Source organism: Paenibacillus sp. TC-CSREp1, from assembly GCF_050171015.1.
GTDB classification, from domain to species: domain Bacteria; phylum Bacillota; class Bacilli; order Paenibacillales; family Paenibacillaceae; genus Paenibacillus; species Paenibacillus silvae.
On the sequence record NZ_JBNOKM010000011.1, the window covers coordinates 51,647 to 66,570 of the forward strand.

A 14,924-nucleotide genomic window follows, 5' to 3' on the forward strand; every position below is an offset into this window, starting at 1 on the left:
GGAGCAGGCTAGTAAGTAAGTAATCAGGTCATGGGAGAGAAAGAGGAGAAGGGGGCAAGCAGGCAGGCAGGCGTAAAACTTTGGTAAGAGGGGGGCGATTAACAGAAGAAGGTCGATAGCTATCGCAAGAGTCATTAGGGAAATTAGCGGATTAGTGTTGTTGGAGTGGTAGGGGAGTGTTGGGCATGCGTGTGAGAGTAATGTGGAGGAAGATAAAATTCTAACGTTTCCCAGGAGCCTTATTTGCCTCACATCGGACCGTTTTCAAAGCTAACGATTCCTGGAGACCTTATTCTCCCAAGTTGGGGTGGTTTTGGACTAAAAACAACCGTTTATACGAAAATAGCGTTTGTACGGATCGTTAGAATTCAGAATGTACGAAAATACGCTAAATAAGGCTTCTACGAATCGTTAGAATTTTGCCGATGCATATGAGCAACCTCCAGCCCCACCAGACAAGAGCTCCGGCTCCGGCTCTTTTCCTTAACCATGCACGGGTGTTCCCCAACCCAACCCAACAACAACCGAACCACCAAACTTACATATGATCCCCTACCGAGCCCATACCCAGCCAACTTTAGTTTCACTCAATTAATCTAAAAAAATACGTCATAACTCAGCATGAGCGGCATTACATTAGCTTGGTGTATATCTGATCTAGTGTCACGATCTCAGGTTTCTTTGGCAACTCACCTTTGGCAGCACAGGCCGCCAGCATATGTTGCGCATCCAGAGGCTGGCTGTAAAAACGATGATGCATGACACGCGTGTTCTGCCTACTCGCAGTTCTCCATTGAGTCAGCTCACGCGTATCACCTGCACCAATCACATTGCCTGCATCAAGCATACCACCTGCATCACTCGCAACTTGCAAGGCATTCCTATGAGCCGCATCTATATTCCCCGCGTCCGCCCCATCATAGCGATCTGTCAGCCTGAACACATCGCCGCTATCTAGCGAAGTTTCTCCTTGCTCCAGCTGCCCTGTTAATTCTGTATGCCCAGTCTGCGTGCAACGCCACTGGAGATCATCGCCAACCTTGTTCCCTTCTGAACCTTCGCTTGGGAGAATAGCAAAAGAATCCAGCGGTAGCGACAGACCTGTGCCTATAGCTTTAATATAGCTCTCCTTTAGCGTCCATAGGCGATAAAAGGTAGTTACCTGTTGTTCGGCAGGCTGTGCTGCCAGATACGCATTCTCCTGTGTTGAGAAGAAGCGCTCTGCAATCTGCAGGTCAATCGGGGCTATTTTTTCCACATCCACACCTAATTCAGCTGTCCCGCCAGAGATTAAAGCAATCCAATCCCCGGAATGGGAGACGTTGAATGCTATCTTGGGATTTGGAACAAGGCAGGGCTTGCCGTAAGCATTACGTGAAAAAGAAAGCTCCGCCCTTGGCAATCCAGTTAATTCACTTAACGTCACCCGGGTCAATACCTCACCCAGCACAGAGCGATACGCATCGGCTTGATGTATAAAGCGTGCAGCCTGTACCCGCCGCTCTTCAGAGACGGATGACAGAAATAGATCCCAGTATGCTTCAGGTACAACAGAGGGTAATTGCAGTACTTGTATAGTTATCATCATTTATCACCTGACGTTGTATTCGGCATGGAGGACAGGCTTTCCTCTATATTTATCCTTTTCTGGCGTTTTCCTCAGTATTTCAGGCTAGTTGTGTTCTTTTCCATTCTTCATGCGCAACTTGTATCCGATCCCACATTTCTCGGCGTTCCTGCTCTGTATAATTCACCAGCGGTTCATAGAAAAGCTTGGCTAGTACGTTTTTCCATTCATCGTAGGTTTGAATTTCCGTTTTGCTTATGCCTTCGATGCCATGCGTGCGCAGCATACATCCCCTGAGCTCATAGCTGTGGTCTGTATCTCTCTGACGGAGCAAAAATGCATTATGCCAAGGCGAATCAACAGATTGGCTGTAGAATTCATGTTTTGGAATAAACTCTTCCAGATTGGTAAGCTCTTCGGGATCATAGTCCACTCCCTTACTTGGTCCATTAGGCTCATATTCAAGTCTCCATCCACCGGAAACAACGGAAGAAGACATTAATGTATAAGTAAACGGCGCGGGGCCATAAATTCCGTAACGAAGAGGAAGCGGTTCAAAAGGCATGCCGCCCAGCCCGACATCCACAATCCAACGTTCCACATTCGGGTCCGCATCCGGCAAAGAGACGGACAGACCGAGATGGAACGAGTTCACACGTGGTTGTTCTCCATGCGGCTGAACGCCGGCACGGTGCCAATGCACTGTATATCCCAGAGACTGAAGCAACACACTGAATGCGCCATTTAGATGGAAACAGTAACCGCTGCGTCCTTGCAGGATAAGCTGCACGGATTCTCTCAGATCGATGCCTGCGGGCCTGCCTGCAAAAATATCGACCGTTTGCCAAGATAGATGGTGGACATGTGTCTGCTGCAATTCGGCAAGGAATTCAAGAGTAGGTTTCTTGATTGTATTAATGCCTATCCGTTTCAGATAAGCGTGTATTTCAGATGGAGTCAATGTAACATTCATCCCGATCACCTCTCAGTTATATCATGGGCTGCAAGTGAAATGTTGTGAAAGCTGCGGCCCTGAATTCATTGTATAAGTGAACGTCTGAAATGCACACATGTGTTTCCCTTAATTGTACCGGTACAATTTAGAGGATAGTAAAATGTAGAGGTTATAGTGTACGCATATCATATTTCGGGTGTGGACTCATTTCGATCAATAGGAGTTTAATTTCTTTTTCGGGGTATGTTAACCGTTTGGAGTGGATATAGGTTAGAATAGAGATAGATAGCAGGATTAGGAGATGGAAAACATGGCTAATGATGAAGTAATTTTGACACAGGAAGGCTTGGAAAAGCTGGAGGAAGAACTGAAGGAACTGAAAACAGTGAAGCGCAAGGAGCTTGCAGAACGTCTGAAGCTTGCGATCAGTTACGGGGACCTGAAGGAGAACAGTGAGTATCATTCAGCCAAAGATGATCAGGCATTTATGGAGACCCGCATTCTGATTCTGGAGAAAATGTTGACCAAGGCAAGAGTGATCAGCTCGGACAATATGGACTCCACCAAAGTTGGCATCGGTTCAACCGTGCTGCTGAACGATCTGGAGTTTGCCGAGAAGATTGAATATCAACTGGTTGGACCTGCCGAAGCAGATGTATCCAACAATAAAATTTCGTATGAGAGCCCACTTGGTAAAGAATTAATGGGCAAAGAGGTCGGCAGTGTGATCCATGTCAATGCACCGATGGGTGTAATCAAATACGAACTGCTGGAGATCAAGATATAAACTGCGCAGCACAGCTGTATTTTGAATACAATGTACTTTATAAAAAGTCGAGATGTTTCAGCGCCATTCCTTATAAACGGCGGTCTGAAGCATCTCTTTTTTGTATGCGTTATTGTGTTTCCCCTGTGAGGTTCATGGTTAAGCTATAACTAATTGTTGCATAATGAAATGAAGCCCATATGGTAAATTTTCGACAAATTGTGATTTATGCATGACCTGACACACGGAGTAGTATATAATTACGGGAAAACTTTAAAGTGATGGAGTAGATACAATGAATTTGAGTAAGTCGAACCTGGACCCGAACCAAGCTGGCAAAGGAGAGCGTTTCTCACGTGCCGGTTTCATTCTGGCGGCCATTGGCAGCTCGGTGGGCCTCGGCAACATGTGGAAATTCCCATATATTACAGGTGAGAACGGAGGAGCGGCGTTTTTCCTGCTCTTTATCGTCTGTCTGCTGCTGATCGGGCTGCCTGTCCTGCTTGCGGAGCTTGCTATTGGACGCAGTGGTCGTGGCAGTGCAGCTACCGCTTTTATCAAAGCGGGCGGACATAAAGGCTGGCTCGCAGCAGGGCTGCTGCAAGTATTAACACCTTTTATCATTCTGTCCTTCTATGTCATTATTGCAGGCTGGACGCTGCATTATGCTGTAACTTCGTTTAGCGGCACATTGTTTAACAATCCGGACTATGCCGGACAGTTCAGTTCGTTTGTAGGCGGGTATATGCCGATTGTCTGGCAATTCGTTTCCGTGCTGATTACAGCGTGGATCGTTGCCAAAGGTGTATCTAACGGTATCGAGAAGTTTAACAAAATTCTGATTCCGTCCATGCTGGTCCTGCTGATTATTCTAATGATTCGTGCCATTACATTGCCCGGCTCAGGGGCAGGGGTTTCCTTTTTCCTGAACCCGGACTTCTCGCAGCTTACTACGGAGTCGGCACTTGTCGCGCTTGGACATGCCTTCTTCTCGTTATCGCTCGGGATGGGTATTCTTGTGACGTACGGCTCGTATGTGGATAAAAATCAATCTCTTGGCGCCGCAACGGTTGCTGTCGGTGCAGGTGACCTGCTGTACGCCTTTATCGCAGGGCTGATTATCTTCCCAACGACGTTCTCGTTTGGCATTGCGCCTGACCAAGGGCCTTCCCTGATCTTCATCGCACTGCCCGCAGCATTCTCGGCGATGCCGGTTGGCTTCCTGTTTGCTGGCTTGTTCTTCATTTTGCTGGCGATTGCGGCGTTAACATCTGCGGTTTCCCTGCTTGAGGTTCCCGTGAAATATTTCATGGAGCGGTTCGCATGGAGCCGTAATCGTGCGGTGTGGAGCATTTCACTAGCGGTGTTCATCGTAGGTCTGCCTTCGGTATTGTCGCTTGGACTGTTCCCGGAGTGGAAGATCGGATCGAAAAATGTGTTCGACTGGCTGGACTTTGTAGCGTCCAACATTATGCTGCCTGTAGGCGGACTGCTGGTTACGATCTTTGCAGGTTACTTCTGGAAAACAGCGGCCGAGGCATCCGGTCTAAGCTCTCGCTGGTTCCGCATCTGGCTGTTTATGCTGCGTTATGTCGCGCCAATTCTCGTTCTGCTGGTGCTGTTGCACACGTCTGGTATCATTCGTTTCTAAAGTGTGTGAGAGCTGTTCAGGCTGTTACGCAGATTTACCATGCATAAAACCTCTTGGAAGAAATGCAAAAGCCCTTGTGTTCCCCTGTTAATTTTGGGACAATACAGAGTAGAGGTTTTTTGGGTAAGACGACCGATGAGCCATATGCTTTTTTGCGAAAAGAGGTTTATACCATGATTAAATCATCCATATATGGATTAACATTAGAGCAATTACGTGACTGGCTGCCCGAGCATGGGCAGAAGAAATCCCGCGCTTCCCGTATCTGGGAGTGGCTGTACCAGGAGCGGGTGCATGATTTTGCAGGCATGTCCGATGTGCGTCAAGAATGTCTGGATGTACTTGCGGAGCATTTTACAATGAACTCACTCCAGGAGCATGTGAAGCAGGAGTCTTCGGACGGTACGGTGAAATTCCTGCTCCGTCTGCAAGACGGCAACCTGATTGAAACCGTGCTGATGCGGCAAAAATATGGCTTGACCGTCTGCGTAACAACGCAGGTCGGCTGCAACATCGGCTGCAGCTTCTGCGCGAGCGGGCTGATTAAGAAAAGCCGTGATCTCTCCGCTGGCGAGATTGTGGAGCAGATCATGCATGTACAGCGGCATCTGGATGCTGCTGGGCAAGGTGAGCGCGTCACAAACGTCGTGGTAATGGGCATTGGCGAACCGTTTGATAACTTCGAGCATATGAGCAACTTTATCGAAGTGATCAAGGATCGCAAGGGGCTGGCGCTGGCTGCGAAACGGATCACGGTCTCCACAAGCGGTCTGCCGGATAAAATCAAGGAGTTTGCAGACAGCAGTCTGCAAGTCAACCTGGCAATATCCCTGCATGCGCCGAATAATGAGTTGCGCACACAGATCATGAAGATCAACCGGGCCTTCCCGATTGAACAATTGATGGGTGCTGTCGATTATTATCTGGAGAAAACAAACAAACGCATTATGTTTGAATACATTTTGCTTCGGGATGTGAACGATCAGCGGGAGCATGCGGCCGAGCTGGCTGAACTGCTGTCCAGCCGCAAGAGCATGGTCAGCGTGAATCTGATTCCGTACAATCCGGTGGATGAGCACAGCCAGTATCAGCGGAGCACCGAGGAATCCATTCTGGGCTTCTACGATACGTTGAAGAAGAACAACATTAATTCAACGGTGCGTATGGAGCATGGTACAGACATTGATGCCGCCTGCGGACAACTGCGCAGCAAACAGATGAAGAACAATGCGGAAGCCGAAGCAAAGGGCAAATCTGATGTAAAAACAGATGCAAGTCGTCTGGCTATGGGTTAAGCTTTTCAATTAGCACAGCAATACCGCAACACCACATAATCAATATGAATAGTCAAACGCCTCTATCCGTTACCACTGAATGAAGTGGAGGGTAGAGGCGTTTTTTGGTTACGCGTTATTTCAGCTGTTTGGTCATCAACAGATGGGGAATGCCATCCTCCATAAACACCTCGGAAGCGGGAGCGTAGCCCAGACGTTCATAGAAGCCGGAAGCCTGTACTTGTGCGTGCAGCTTGGCCTTTTTCAGTCCATCGGTGAGTGCCATTTCTTCCAGCTTGTTGATCAACACACGGCCCAGACCATGCTTGCGGTAATCCAGCATGACACAGATGCGCTCCAGCTTTGCGACGTGCTCGACGATGCGCAGTCTGGAGGAGGCAGCAGGCACTCCGTCCACATAAAGCAGGATATGGCGTGCTTCCGTGCCTAATGCATCATATTCATCAAATTCCTCCGCCGCAGACACACCCTGTTCTTCTACAAAGATCGCAGTCCGAATGGCAAAACAAGCATCAAGCAGGGCTTGGCTGTCTGCATCGACAATTGTTATATTCATTAATCTATTCTCCTTCGCAAGATCATAATATCGCAATGAATGCGAACGTGATAAACTAGTGTAGTTATACCATCAATTATGTTGCGAATGCAACAATTTTATATAGGAGTGTGAGCGCTGTGAATGAACCTAATGAATCACTTGCACTTGATGAGCCCAGAGAGGTGCTGCGTGAGATTGGCATGATTGCCCGCTGCCTGGACTCCATCAGCAACGTTGAATTCCAGCATCTGAATCTGTCCCGGGGGCAATATTTGTATTTGTACCGCATCTGCGAGAATCCGGGCATTATTCCGAACCAGCTGGCTGAACTGATCAAAGTGGATCGAACAACTGCAGCCCGGGCCATCAGCAAGCTCGAATCGGATGGTTTCATAGTCAAACAGCCTGCATTGGGTAATAAGAAGAATAAGGTGCTGTATCCAACAGCGGCAGGGCTGGAAGCATGGGAGTTTATTCGCAGAGAAGGCGTCCACTCGGACCAGGTGACACTGAATGGATTGACAGAGGAAGAGATTCAGACAGCGATACAGCTTTTGCGCAGAATGAGGCATAACATCGAGGTCGACTGGAAATTTGTTAAAAAGGGCGGCCGCCGCTCATACATGGATCACCATGAATAAGCGCACACTTTGGATAAGACCTGCTTCTCTTGTCAGAAGAGGTTCTGCTGCTCTGTCTTATATCCCTGTCAGGAGGAATGGTGTGAAATTTATTTTTCGCAATAAACGCTCATGGTACATACTGCTGCTTGTCGCCTTGTCTGTGGCGATTTTACTGCTTTGGAGGGAGCGGTTTGTGATGGAAAAGGTTTCGCCTACAGCTGTCTTTATTGAAGAGCATATGACAAATCCCAATGGTACACTGGCAACCTATCTGAAGGATGCGGTGTCTGAGAGAGCGGATATCGTAGCCGGGAGAGAGGCATTGTCAGAATCGCTGGGGTTGTGGATGCAGTATGCTTTGGCAATGAATGATGAACCTATGTTCCAGAAGGCTTATTCACAGCTACAGACGTATTATGTGATCCGCCCTGATCTCTATATCGCCTGGAAGCTGGATACGCAGGGCAAGGCTCATGTAGCGACCAATGCACTGGGTGATGATCTGCGAATTATGGGAGCGCTGCTGCAAGCGGCTGACCGCTGGGAGCAAGGCAGAGCAGAAAAGCTGGCCACGGCATCGGCTCTGGCAAGAACCTTGACGCAGCGAACCGAGCAGCGGGGTTACATGGTTGATTTTTATGATTTTGAAGGCAGACATTCCACCAATACGTTAAGTCTTGTCTATATCGATTTGCTCGCACTGAAAGCGATGAGAGATCATCAGATGCTTGAACCGAATGCTTATGAGCGCTACGTCAGTGTACTGCATAAAATGCCTGATGATGGCCTATTCTATCCGAAGAGCTTTGATGTTATAAACGAGATGTATACCTACGATACCAAGGTGAATCTGATTGATCAGCTCATCGTGGCGAATCATGTGATGGAGTCAGGAAGCAGACCTGACAAGCTTATTGTTTTTCTGAAAAAAGAGTTCGAGACTCGGGGCAAGCTTCCCGGCCAGTATGAACGCACAACTCGCACACCGGCTGTGAATTACGAATCAGCTTCGGTGTACGGCCTCACGATGCTGCTTGCTGTTCGTTCAGGTGATGAAGCCTGGGCCAAGCAGCTGTACAAGCATATGATCACCTTGCGGGGTCAGGATTCCCGTTATCCGGGTGGTTATGTGTTTGACGGAAACACACATCTGTTCGATAATCTGTTTCCGCTTCTCGGGGAAACGGCTTTGTATAATTTGCTGAAAAAGTAGGAGACCTATGAAAAATAACGCGATTACCCATCGTCTTGCCTGGGGATATGCCATTTTAATCGGCCTTGCCATCTTGCAGCAGCTTCTGGTGTATCTGCAACTGTACATGAATCAGAGCTATACCCTGCTTCATATCGTTTTAAGCACCGCATCACTTGCGGCGCTCGCTTTAGGACTTTTACTACCTGTTGGCGTATCGGTTGTCCTTGGTTTTGTATATCTGGTCATTTATTTTGTGTGGTTGGTGACATTTGCAGATTCCAATATACTGGTGTTTTCGTGGTGGCTGCTTATCCCGGCGAACTTGGCGATCTCGGCGGTTATCAAGAGAAGGCTGGTGCGGAGCGCACGCATTATTGAACGTCTGGAGCAGATGAAGGACCACAATCCCGAGATTGATCTGGACACGACACTAGGCAACAAGCAGGCGCTGGGAGATACATTAATCAAGCAGAGCAACCTTGCCCGCCGTTATTCAGATTGTTATGGATTCTGTATTGCCATGTTCAAGATTGAATTTCTGCCGCTTGTAATGGAGTCGCTTGGTTCCGTGCGATATGCGCAGTTCTTGCTAGAGATTTCTCAGACGATCCAGAAGCAGATTCGCTATGAGGATTACAAATTTTTTGTAGACCGCGGCCGGTTTGTCATCCTGTGTCCGATGGTGAATACAGATTATTTACCGATGCTGACACGCCGGATCAAAAAAAATGTGATGGATCTGGAGGTGCTCGACAAGCGTGGAAACGAACTGCAGACGGTAATTAAATCCGGTGCACTCGTGTTCCAGAAGGAGCAGTTCAGCAAGTATGACAATATCGACACTGTGCTTGCTGCACTGGAACGAAATACGGAGACGGATCTGATTGGAGAATACATCTAACGGGAAGGGGCGGGCGAATGGATTATATGACGTGGTTTATCCCGATCTGCATTGCTGTCAGCTGTATCTTTACGGTATTTACGATCCTGTTAACCATCGCGACGCTTCGTTTTCGCTCCAGGGTGATCCGCAGGTATGATCGGAGGAAAACGGGTGGCTGATATCATTCTGATCTTGTCGATATTCAGTATCTGGATTGCCGTATTTGAATCGATTGTTATTATGGCAGGTGCAATTCGTTTTATTCACAAGCAGGAGAAGAGAGGTATTCAGATTCCGGAAAATATGGATCATTATCCGACTGTCACGGTGATGGTACCCGCTCATAACGAAGGGCTCGTCATTGTGGCAACCGTGGAGCACATTTTGCGTCTGAATTATCCTGAAGACAAAATACAGCTCATCGTCATTGCGGATAATTGCACGGATGATACGGCAGAGCGGCTGCACAGCTTTCTGAGTCAAACGAGTTATGTGCATCGCAATGTTACCGTTCTCGAGCGTAAAGGTACCGGGGGCAAGTCCGGCGCGCTGAACGACGGGCTGGGGCTGGCGACGGGAGAATGGATCTGCATATTTGATGCAGACGCCGCACCCGAGCGTAATTCACTGATGTTTCTGGCGCAAAAATCACTGGAAGATCCTGAACGCTATGGTGTCGTATTTGGCCGGAACAAGGCACGCAACCGGGGGCAAAATTTCCTCTCCAACTGTATCAATCTGGAGATTATAACTTCCCAGCGTGTGTACCACACAGGACTGTGGGAGCTGTTCGAACTTGGAACCATTCCGGGTACGAATTACATTATCAAAAGCAAGCTCATCCGCGAAATCGGCGGCTGGGATGTGACCGCCATTACCGAGGATACGGCTCTGTCGTTCGAGATTATGAACCGCGGCCAGCTGGTCGCGCTTGCACCGCAAGCGGAGGCGTATCAGCAGGAGCCGGAGCAGCTGCGTGTATACATGAAGCAGCGTGAGCGCTGGGCGAAGGGCAACTATCAGGTTGTACTGGATAACATTCATAACCTGTTTAATCGTTCAAGCTGGCGCAACAAATTGCTGGTGCTGTACTATGCGGTCAGTTATTTCTGGTTTATGCTGGCGATTATCGTGTCGGACATCATCTTTGTGGTGAACCTCGTGTACCAGGTCATTGCCATCTTCAAACCGGAGGTTCGTTCGCCATTCCAGTTTGCCGGCGATGCCTATGTGTATCTGGTTATTGGCTGGGCCTTGATGTACTTTATCTATGTGCTGCAAATCAATCTGGCACTGGCAGCGGATATCGGGCAGAGCAACACCCGCAATTTTATCTATGCGTGTGTATCGTATTTTACCTATGCGCAGCTGTTCATTCTGATCTCGATTCGCGCATTCTACAATTTGCTGCTGGACAAAATACGCAAACGCGAGAGCAAATGGTACAAAACGGAACGTTTTGGATAGACAGTGATAAAGGCGAGGCCTGCTTCCGATGCAGCTTTCTTGTAGAAAACTTTCAGGCAAACGCTTCGCTTTTTCAGTTTTTTTCTGTCCTCTTCAGTGTTAAGGCTGTTTACGGATAATTAATCCGTAAGCGGTCTTTTTGTCATGGCGGGAGCTTGTTATATTTGGTATACTTTTACAGATAATAGGTTGCAAAAGAATGTGTTAATGAGCGTCACATGAATGAACGGAATGGAGGTTAGTAAAGGATGAGTGAAAAGGGCTCGGATTTTTATGATAATGATGCTGTATTTCAGACGTATATGGAACACCGCCAAGGACGGGACAATGCCAATGATACACTGGAGAAGCCGGTTATGCTGGAGCTGATCGGGGATGCCTCAGGCAAGAACATTCTGGATCTCGGCTGCGGGGATGCGAGATTTGCCGCAGAGCTGCTGGGAGAAAGGCACAAGGGCTCGGCCTATACAGGCGTTGAGGGCTCAATCAATATGGTCACAGCAGCCCGCGACTCGGTTAAGGGGTTAAATGCCCGAATCGAGCACTCTTATCTGGAGGAATGGACGTATCCAGCCGATACATATGACCTTGCGATATCAAGATTGGCTATTCACTATATTGAGGATGTGAACAGCCTGTTCCGGAGAGTATATGCTACGCTGCGTAAGCAGGGGCTGTTTGTCTTCTCGGTGGAGCATCCAGTCATTACTTCAACGCTTCAGCCTTCAGGCATGCGTACGAACTGGGTTGTGGATCAATATTTCGTTGAGGGATATCGGGAGCAGCAGTGGCTCGGGGGTTCTGTGAAGAAAATGCACCGTTCTGTAGAATCCTATTATACTGCGCTGCAGCAGGCCGGATTCCGTGTGGAGCAGCTGCGTGAATCTGCACCGCAGCGTGCCTACTTCACGGATGAAGAGACCTACGAGCGAAGAAAACGCATCCCGCTATTCCTGTTCCTGGCAGCCCGTAAACCGGATTGAACTACAACCAGAAGCCGGGAAGGCTGGATGCGTGGATCGCAAAAGTTAAGTTATACTCAGTTAAGCCAAAGTTCTGCACAGAAAACCGTGGATAACACAACATATAGGAGTGAAAAGCCCAAAAACTATCCACATGTGGATAAGATTTTGGGCTTTGTTTATTTTTTTATCCCCATAGTCCGCTTTTCAGGTTTTTTTATGTCCTCATCTATCCAGACGCATTGGCAAAATTTCGCTTATCCCCGATGGCAAGTCTGCCACTACGAGCGCTAACGATCAGGAGAAGCCTTATTTCGGCCTATTTGGCTTTTGGAAATTCTAACGATTCACAGAGACGCTATTCAGCTGAGATCAACCTGATTATGGGCATTATTCGGTATTCCGAATGAAATAAGCTTCCTGGAGATCGTTAGAATTCTGATGTCCCCGATTCAGGGCAAATAAGCTTTCTGGAGATCGTTAGGAATCCAGCTCCTAGGGCGTGTCTTGAAACCTGCTGAAAGTGCATCTTTCACCCTTTTTCCGCCCCCTGCTACGTCACTTCCCCTTGACGTGCCCCGGCACGCCTGCGGAAAACTTCCTTGCTTGGAACGAAAATTCGGCAAAATTGGCTTTCTTCAGAGTTTTCAGACACGCCCTGATTGAGCAGCCTGCTATGCTGGTATTCTTGCCCCATTACAGCCCTTTTTGACAATCATGGACCAGCTTTGTGTCAGGTTCTAAAGCCATCGATTCTTTAATTCAATTTGCTTAGCTAAAATTTGTATAGCTATATATAGCTTGCTATTTCTGGTCTTGGGACGCGGCCGCCCGGACATAGACCCGCTCACCATGCCGATCCACCTCTACCGGTGCTTCGAAGAAATCACTTAACACATTCTGAGTCATCAGCTCCTCCGTGAGCCCGTTCCCGAAGACCTCTCCCCGCCGGAGCAGAAGACTATGTCTGAAAACAGGCAGTATCTCCTCCGTATGGTGCGTTACATAGATCAGCGAAGGAGTATCCGGGCGTTCAGTCAACTCCTGGATGCTGTGCAGCAGATGCTCACGGGAGAATAGATCGAGTCCATTGCAGGGCTCGTCCAGAATAAGCAGCTGCGGGTTCGCCATCAGAGCGCGGGCAATAAGCAGCTTCTGCTTCTCCCCTTGAGAGCAGGTACGGTATTCGCGGTCCCACAGATGCTCACAGCCGAGTGTCTGCATCCAGTGCCTGGCCTGTTCCAGATCCTCGTCTTCGAGCTTGTCATACAGACCAATTGTGGCGTGTTTGCCGCTGATGACCACATATTGTGTGCGGTCCGTCGCATACAGCTTCTCTTGCAGGGAAGAGCTGACCCAGCCGATGGACTTCCGCAATTCTCTCAGGTCCACACTGCCATATTCATGGCCGAGCACCGAAATGCTGCCTTCCGTGGGCCACAGGTAGCCGGTGATCATGTTGAGAAGCGTTGTTTTGCCAGAGCCGTTCAGGCCAAGCAGCGCCCAGTGTTCGCCCTTGTTTACACGCCAGCTGACATCGTGCAACAGCGTGAGCGGCCCTCTTTTCCAAGTGACATGCTGTACATCAATCATCATTTGACTATTCCTTCTCTCTGTTAAATATCGCTCGTCCTGATCCTCATCTTATTGTATTGAACCTGCTGTTGAAGTTTCAATAGCTTGTTAGACTTTAGCGGGTTGATCACGACGCAAGAATACAGCACATACGCCAATCAGGGGCAAAAAGGAACACAGTCGGATGACGAATGAAAGGCTGGTCATATCGATCAGAGAACCGATGACCACCGAGCCAAGCCCAGCCATGCCAAATGACAGGCCGAAGAACAAACCCGATACTGTACCAATGTGACGCGGCAGTAATTCCTGAGCGTAGACAATAATAACACTGAAGCCGGACATCAGGATTAATCCGATGATGCCACACAGCACCATTGACAAGACGGGGCCTGCATAAGGGAGCAGTAGCGAGAACGGAGCAGTACCCGCAATGGAGAACCAGATCATCGGTTTACGCCCGAAACGGTCTGCGAGTGGTCCGCCGAGCAGTGTTCCGAGCATGCCTGCGAATTGAAGGATAAACAAGCAGAGCTGTGCCTTCGAGAGTGGAAGATGATGCACATCCGTATAATAAAAGGCGTAGTATCCTGTCATAGCCGCAATATAAACAAACTTGGAGAATAACAGCAGGATGAGAACGCTCATGGATATCACGATTCGTCTTCGACTCACGGGCTGAAGCGGTGCTTCAGATTCATGCGGCGCATGCTGTACGGACTGTGCCCGATGGATGCGTTCGGCGTTCAGCTTGTTCTTGTACCAACGACTGACCGAGGCTTGGATAACAATACCGATAAGCGCAAAGACCATCAGCCACAGAAATTGCAACTGACCATGCGGAAGCAGTACAAACGCTACCAGCAGGGGAGCAAGAGCCTGCCCGGTATTCCCGCCAACCTGAAAGATGGACTGTGCCATGCCGCGACCTCGTCCAGCCGCCAGATGAGCAACACGCGAGGATTCAGGGTGGAGAATGGATGAGCCGATACCAATCAGTGATGCGGATACGAGCAGCATCCATAACGATGAAGAGAAGGCAAATCCGAGAATGCCGAATAAGGAAAATAACATGCCGCCTGGCAGCAGAAAAGGCATCGGTTTGCGATCAGAAATATAACCGACCAGCGGCTGCAGCACCGAAGCGGTAATATTTAACGCGAAAGCGATCCAGCCCATCTGCGCAAAACTGAGCTGCATGGCCTGCTGAAACAACGGAAAGGCAGATGTAACAACCGTTTGCATGGCATCGTTCAGCAGATGGGCGAAGCTAACTCCTGCGAGCGCCCAGTTCGCTGAGTGGTTAAGTTGAATTTTGTTTAAGGCAGCTTGTGCCATCTTAGATCACCTCGGATATTTTTATCCATAATAAAAGATAGCGGCAGACCTTGTCTTTGTGAAAAGTGCTTGGAAAATAAGCACGATTTGCTATAATGTCAGCAGGTGA

The 14,924-nt window shown here is 48.6% G+C and carries 14 protein-coding genes; 9 read left to right on the plus strand and 5 right to left on the minus strand.

Annotated features, from left to right (window positions below):
• Positions 1-631: 631 nt before the first annotated feature.
• Together ACQSGY_RS17845 and ACQSGY_RS17850 are read right to left on the minus strand one after the other, a co-directional pair.
• Positions 632-1,585, minus strand: coding sequence for a 4'-phosphopantetheinyl transferase family protein (locus ACQSGY_RS17845; protein WP_427179545.1), 954 nt, complete (start codon positions 1,583-1,585; stop codon positions 632-634).
• A gap of 82 nt (positions 1,586-1,667) precedes the next feature.
• Positions 1,668-2,540 (minus strand): arylamine N-acetyltransferase family protein, encoded by an 873-nt coding sequence (locus ACQSGY_RS17850; RefSeq protein WP_427179547.1) that lies wholly within the window; start codon positions 2,538-2,540, stop codon positions 1,668-1,670.
• 292 nt (positions 2,541-2,832) lie between these two features.
• On the opposite strand from ACQSGY_RS17850, the gene greA reads away from it, so the two are divergent.
• The 3 genes from greA (at position 2,833) to rlmN (ending at position 6,234) form a co-directional block, all read left to right on the plus strand.
• On the plus strand, positions 2,833-3,309 hold the full coding sequence (gene greA / locus ACQSGY_RS17855) for a transcription elongation factor GreA (protein WP_188594716.1): 477 nt from the start codon (positions 2,833-2,835) through the stop codon (positions 3,307-3,309).
• A 274-nt stretch (positions 3,310-3,583) separates the two neighbouring features.
• Positions 3,584-4,939 carry a sodium-dependent transporter gene (locus ACQSGY_RS17860; protein WP_427179548.1) on the plus strand — a complete coding sequence of 452 codons (1,356 nt, stop codon included), beginning with the start codon at positions 3,584-3,586 and terminating at the stop codon, positions 4,937-4,939.
• Positions 4,940-5,112: 173 nt separating this feature from the next.
• The gene (rlmN, locus tag ACQSGY_RS17865) at positions 5,113-6,234 is read left to right on the plus strand and encodes a 23S rRNA (adenine(2503)-C(2))-methyltransferase RlmN (protein ID WP_427179550.1); all 1,122 of its coding nucleotides are present in this window, start codon (positions 5,113-5,115) and stop codon (positions 6,232-6,234) included.
• Between the two features lie 115 nt (positions 6,235-6,349).
• On the opposite strand, the gene ACQSGY_RS17870 is transcribed toward rlmN, so the two are convergent.
• Positions 6,350-6,790: a GNAT family N-acetyltransferase gene (locus tag ACQSGY_RS17870; RefSeq protein ID WP_427179551.1), complete on the minus strand. Its 441-nt coding sequence runs from the start codon at positions 6,788-6,790 to the stop codon at positions 6,350-6,352.
• A 182-nt stretch (positions 6,791-6,972) separates the two neighbouring features.
• Here ACQSGY_RS17870 and ACQSGY_RS17875 point away from each other — a divergent pair, with 182 nt between their 5' ends.
• The 6 genes from ACQSGY_RS17875 (at position 6,973) to ACQSGY_RS17900 (ending at position 11,923) form a co-directional block, all read left to right on the plus strand.
• The gene (locus tag ACQSGY_RS17875; protein ID WP_145405212.1) at positions 6,973-7,413 is read left to right on the plus strand and encodes a MarR family winged helix-turn-helix transcriptional regulator; all 441 of its coding nucleotides are present in this window, start codon (positions 6,973-6,975) and stop codon (positions 7,411-7,413) included.
• A gap of 82 nt (positions 7,414-7,495) precedes the next feature.
• Positions 7,496-8,608, plus strand: a complete 1,113-nt coding sequence (locus ACQSGY_RS17880) for a glycosyl hydrolase (RefSeq protein WP_427179553.1) — start codon at positions 7,496-7,498, stop codon at positions 8,606-8,608.
• 7 nt (positions 8,609-8,615) lie between these two features.
• Complete coding sequence (locus ACQSGY_RS17885; RefSeq protein ID WP_427179555.1) at positions 8,616-9,491, plus strand: diguanylate cyclase domain-containing protein; 876 nt, start codon at positions 8,616-8,618, stop codon at positions 9,489-9,491.
• A gap of 17 nt (positions 9,492-9,508) precedes the next feature.
• The gene (locus ACQSGY_RS17890) at positions 9,509-9,652 is read left to right on the plus strand and encodes a hypothetical protein (protein WP_216515260.1); all 144 of its coding nucleotides are present in this window, start codon (positions 9,509-9,511) and stop codon (positions 9,650-9,652) included.
• Positions 9,645-10,940 carry a glycosyltransferase family 2 protein gene (locus ACQSGY_RS17895; RefSeq protein WP_427179557.1) on the plus strand — a complete coding sequence of 432 codons (1,296 nt, stop codon included), beginning with the start codon at positions 9,645-9,647 and terminating at the stop codon, positions 10,938-10,940. Before ACQSGY_RS17890 ends, ACQSGY_RS17895 begins: the two co-directional genes overlap by 8 nt.
• Before the next feature lie 248 nt (positions 10,941-11,188).
• A complete protein-coding gene (locus ACQSGY_RS17900; RefSeq protein WP_427179559.1) occupies positions 11,189-11,923 on the plus strand; it encodes a class I SAM-dependent DNA methyltransferase in 735 nt (244 codons plus the stop codon).
• A 783-nt stretch (positions 11,924-12,706) separates the two neighbouring features.
• Here ACQSGY_RS17900 and ACQSGY_RS17905 read toward each other — a convergent pair.
• Both ACQSGY_RS17905 and ACQSGY_RS17910 read right to left on the minus strand, forming a co-directional pair.
• The gene (locus ACQSGY_RS17905; RefSeq protein ID WP_427179561.1) at positions 12,707-13,498 is read right to left on the minus strand and encodes an ABC transporter ATP-binding protein; all 792 of its coding nucleotides are present in this window, start codon (positions 13,496-13,498) and stop codon (positions 12,707-12,709) included.
• A gap of 87 nt (positions 13,499-13,585) precedes the next feature.
• On the minus strand, positions 13,586-14,815 hold the full coding sequence (locus ACQSGY_RS17910; RefSeq protein WP_427179563.1) for an MFS transporter: 1,230 nt from the start codon (positions 14,813-14,815) through the stop codon (positions 13,586-13,588).
• Positions 14,816-14,924: the final 109 nt, after the last annotated feature.

Excerpts from the sequence above, each read along its gene's own strand:
- ACQSGY_RS17870 (WP_427179551.1), bottom strand. The coding sequence starts at position 6,790 with ATGAATATAACAATTGTCGATGCAGACAGCCAAGCCCTGCTTGATGCT.
- ACQSGY_RS17885 (WP_427179555.1), top strand. The coding sequence starts at position 8,616 with ATGAAAAATAACGCGATTACCCATCGTCTTGCCTGGGGATATGCCATT.
- ACQSGY_RS17900 (WP_427179559.1), top strand. The coding sequence starts at position 11,189 with ATGAGTGAAAAGGGCTCGGATTTTTATGATAATGATGCTGTATTTCAG.
- ACQSGY_RS17850 (WP_427179547.1), bottom strand. The coding sequence starts at position 2,540 with ATGAATGTTACATTGACTCCATCTGAAATACACGCTTATCTGAAACGG.
- ACQSGY_RS17845 (WP_427179545.1), bottom strand. The coding sequence starts at position 1,585 with ATGATAACTATACAAGTACTGCAATTACCCTCTGTTGTACCTGAAGCA.
- ACQSGY_RS17860 (WP_427179548.1), top strand. The coding sequence starts at position 3,584 with ATGAATTTGAGTAAGTCGAACCTGGACCCGAACCAAGCTGGCAAAGGA.
- ACQSGY_RS17875 (WP_145405212.1), top strand. The coding sequence starts at position 6,973 with ATGATTGCCCGCTGCCTGGACTCCATCAGCAACGTTGAATTCCAGCAT.
- ACQSGY_RS17910 (WP_427179563.1), bottom strand. The coding sequence starts at position 14,815 with ATGGCACAAGCTGCCTTAAACAAAATTCAACTTAACCACTCAGCGAAC.
- greA (WP_188594716.1), top strand. The coding sequence starts at position 2,833 with ATGGCTAATGATGAAGTAATTTTGACACAGGAAGGCTTGGAAAAGCTG.
- ACQSGY_RS17890 (WP_216515260.1), top strand. The coding sequence starts at position 9,509 with ATGGATTATATGACGTGGTTTATCCCGATCTGCATTGCTGTCAGCTGT.
- ACQSGY_RS17905 (WP_427179561.1), bottom strand. The coding sequence starts at position 13,498 with ATGATGATTGATGTACAGCATGTCACTTGGAAAAGAGGGCCGCTCACG.
- rlmN (WP_427179550.1), top strand. The coding sequence starts at position 5,113 with ATGATTAAATCATCCATATATGGATTAACATTAGAGCAATTACGTGAC.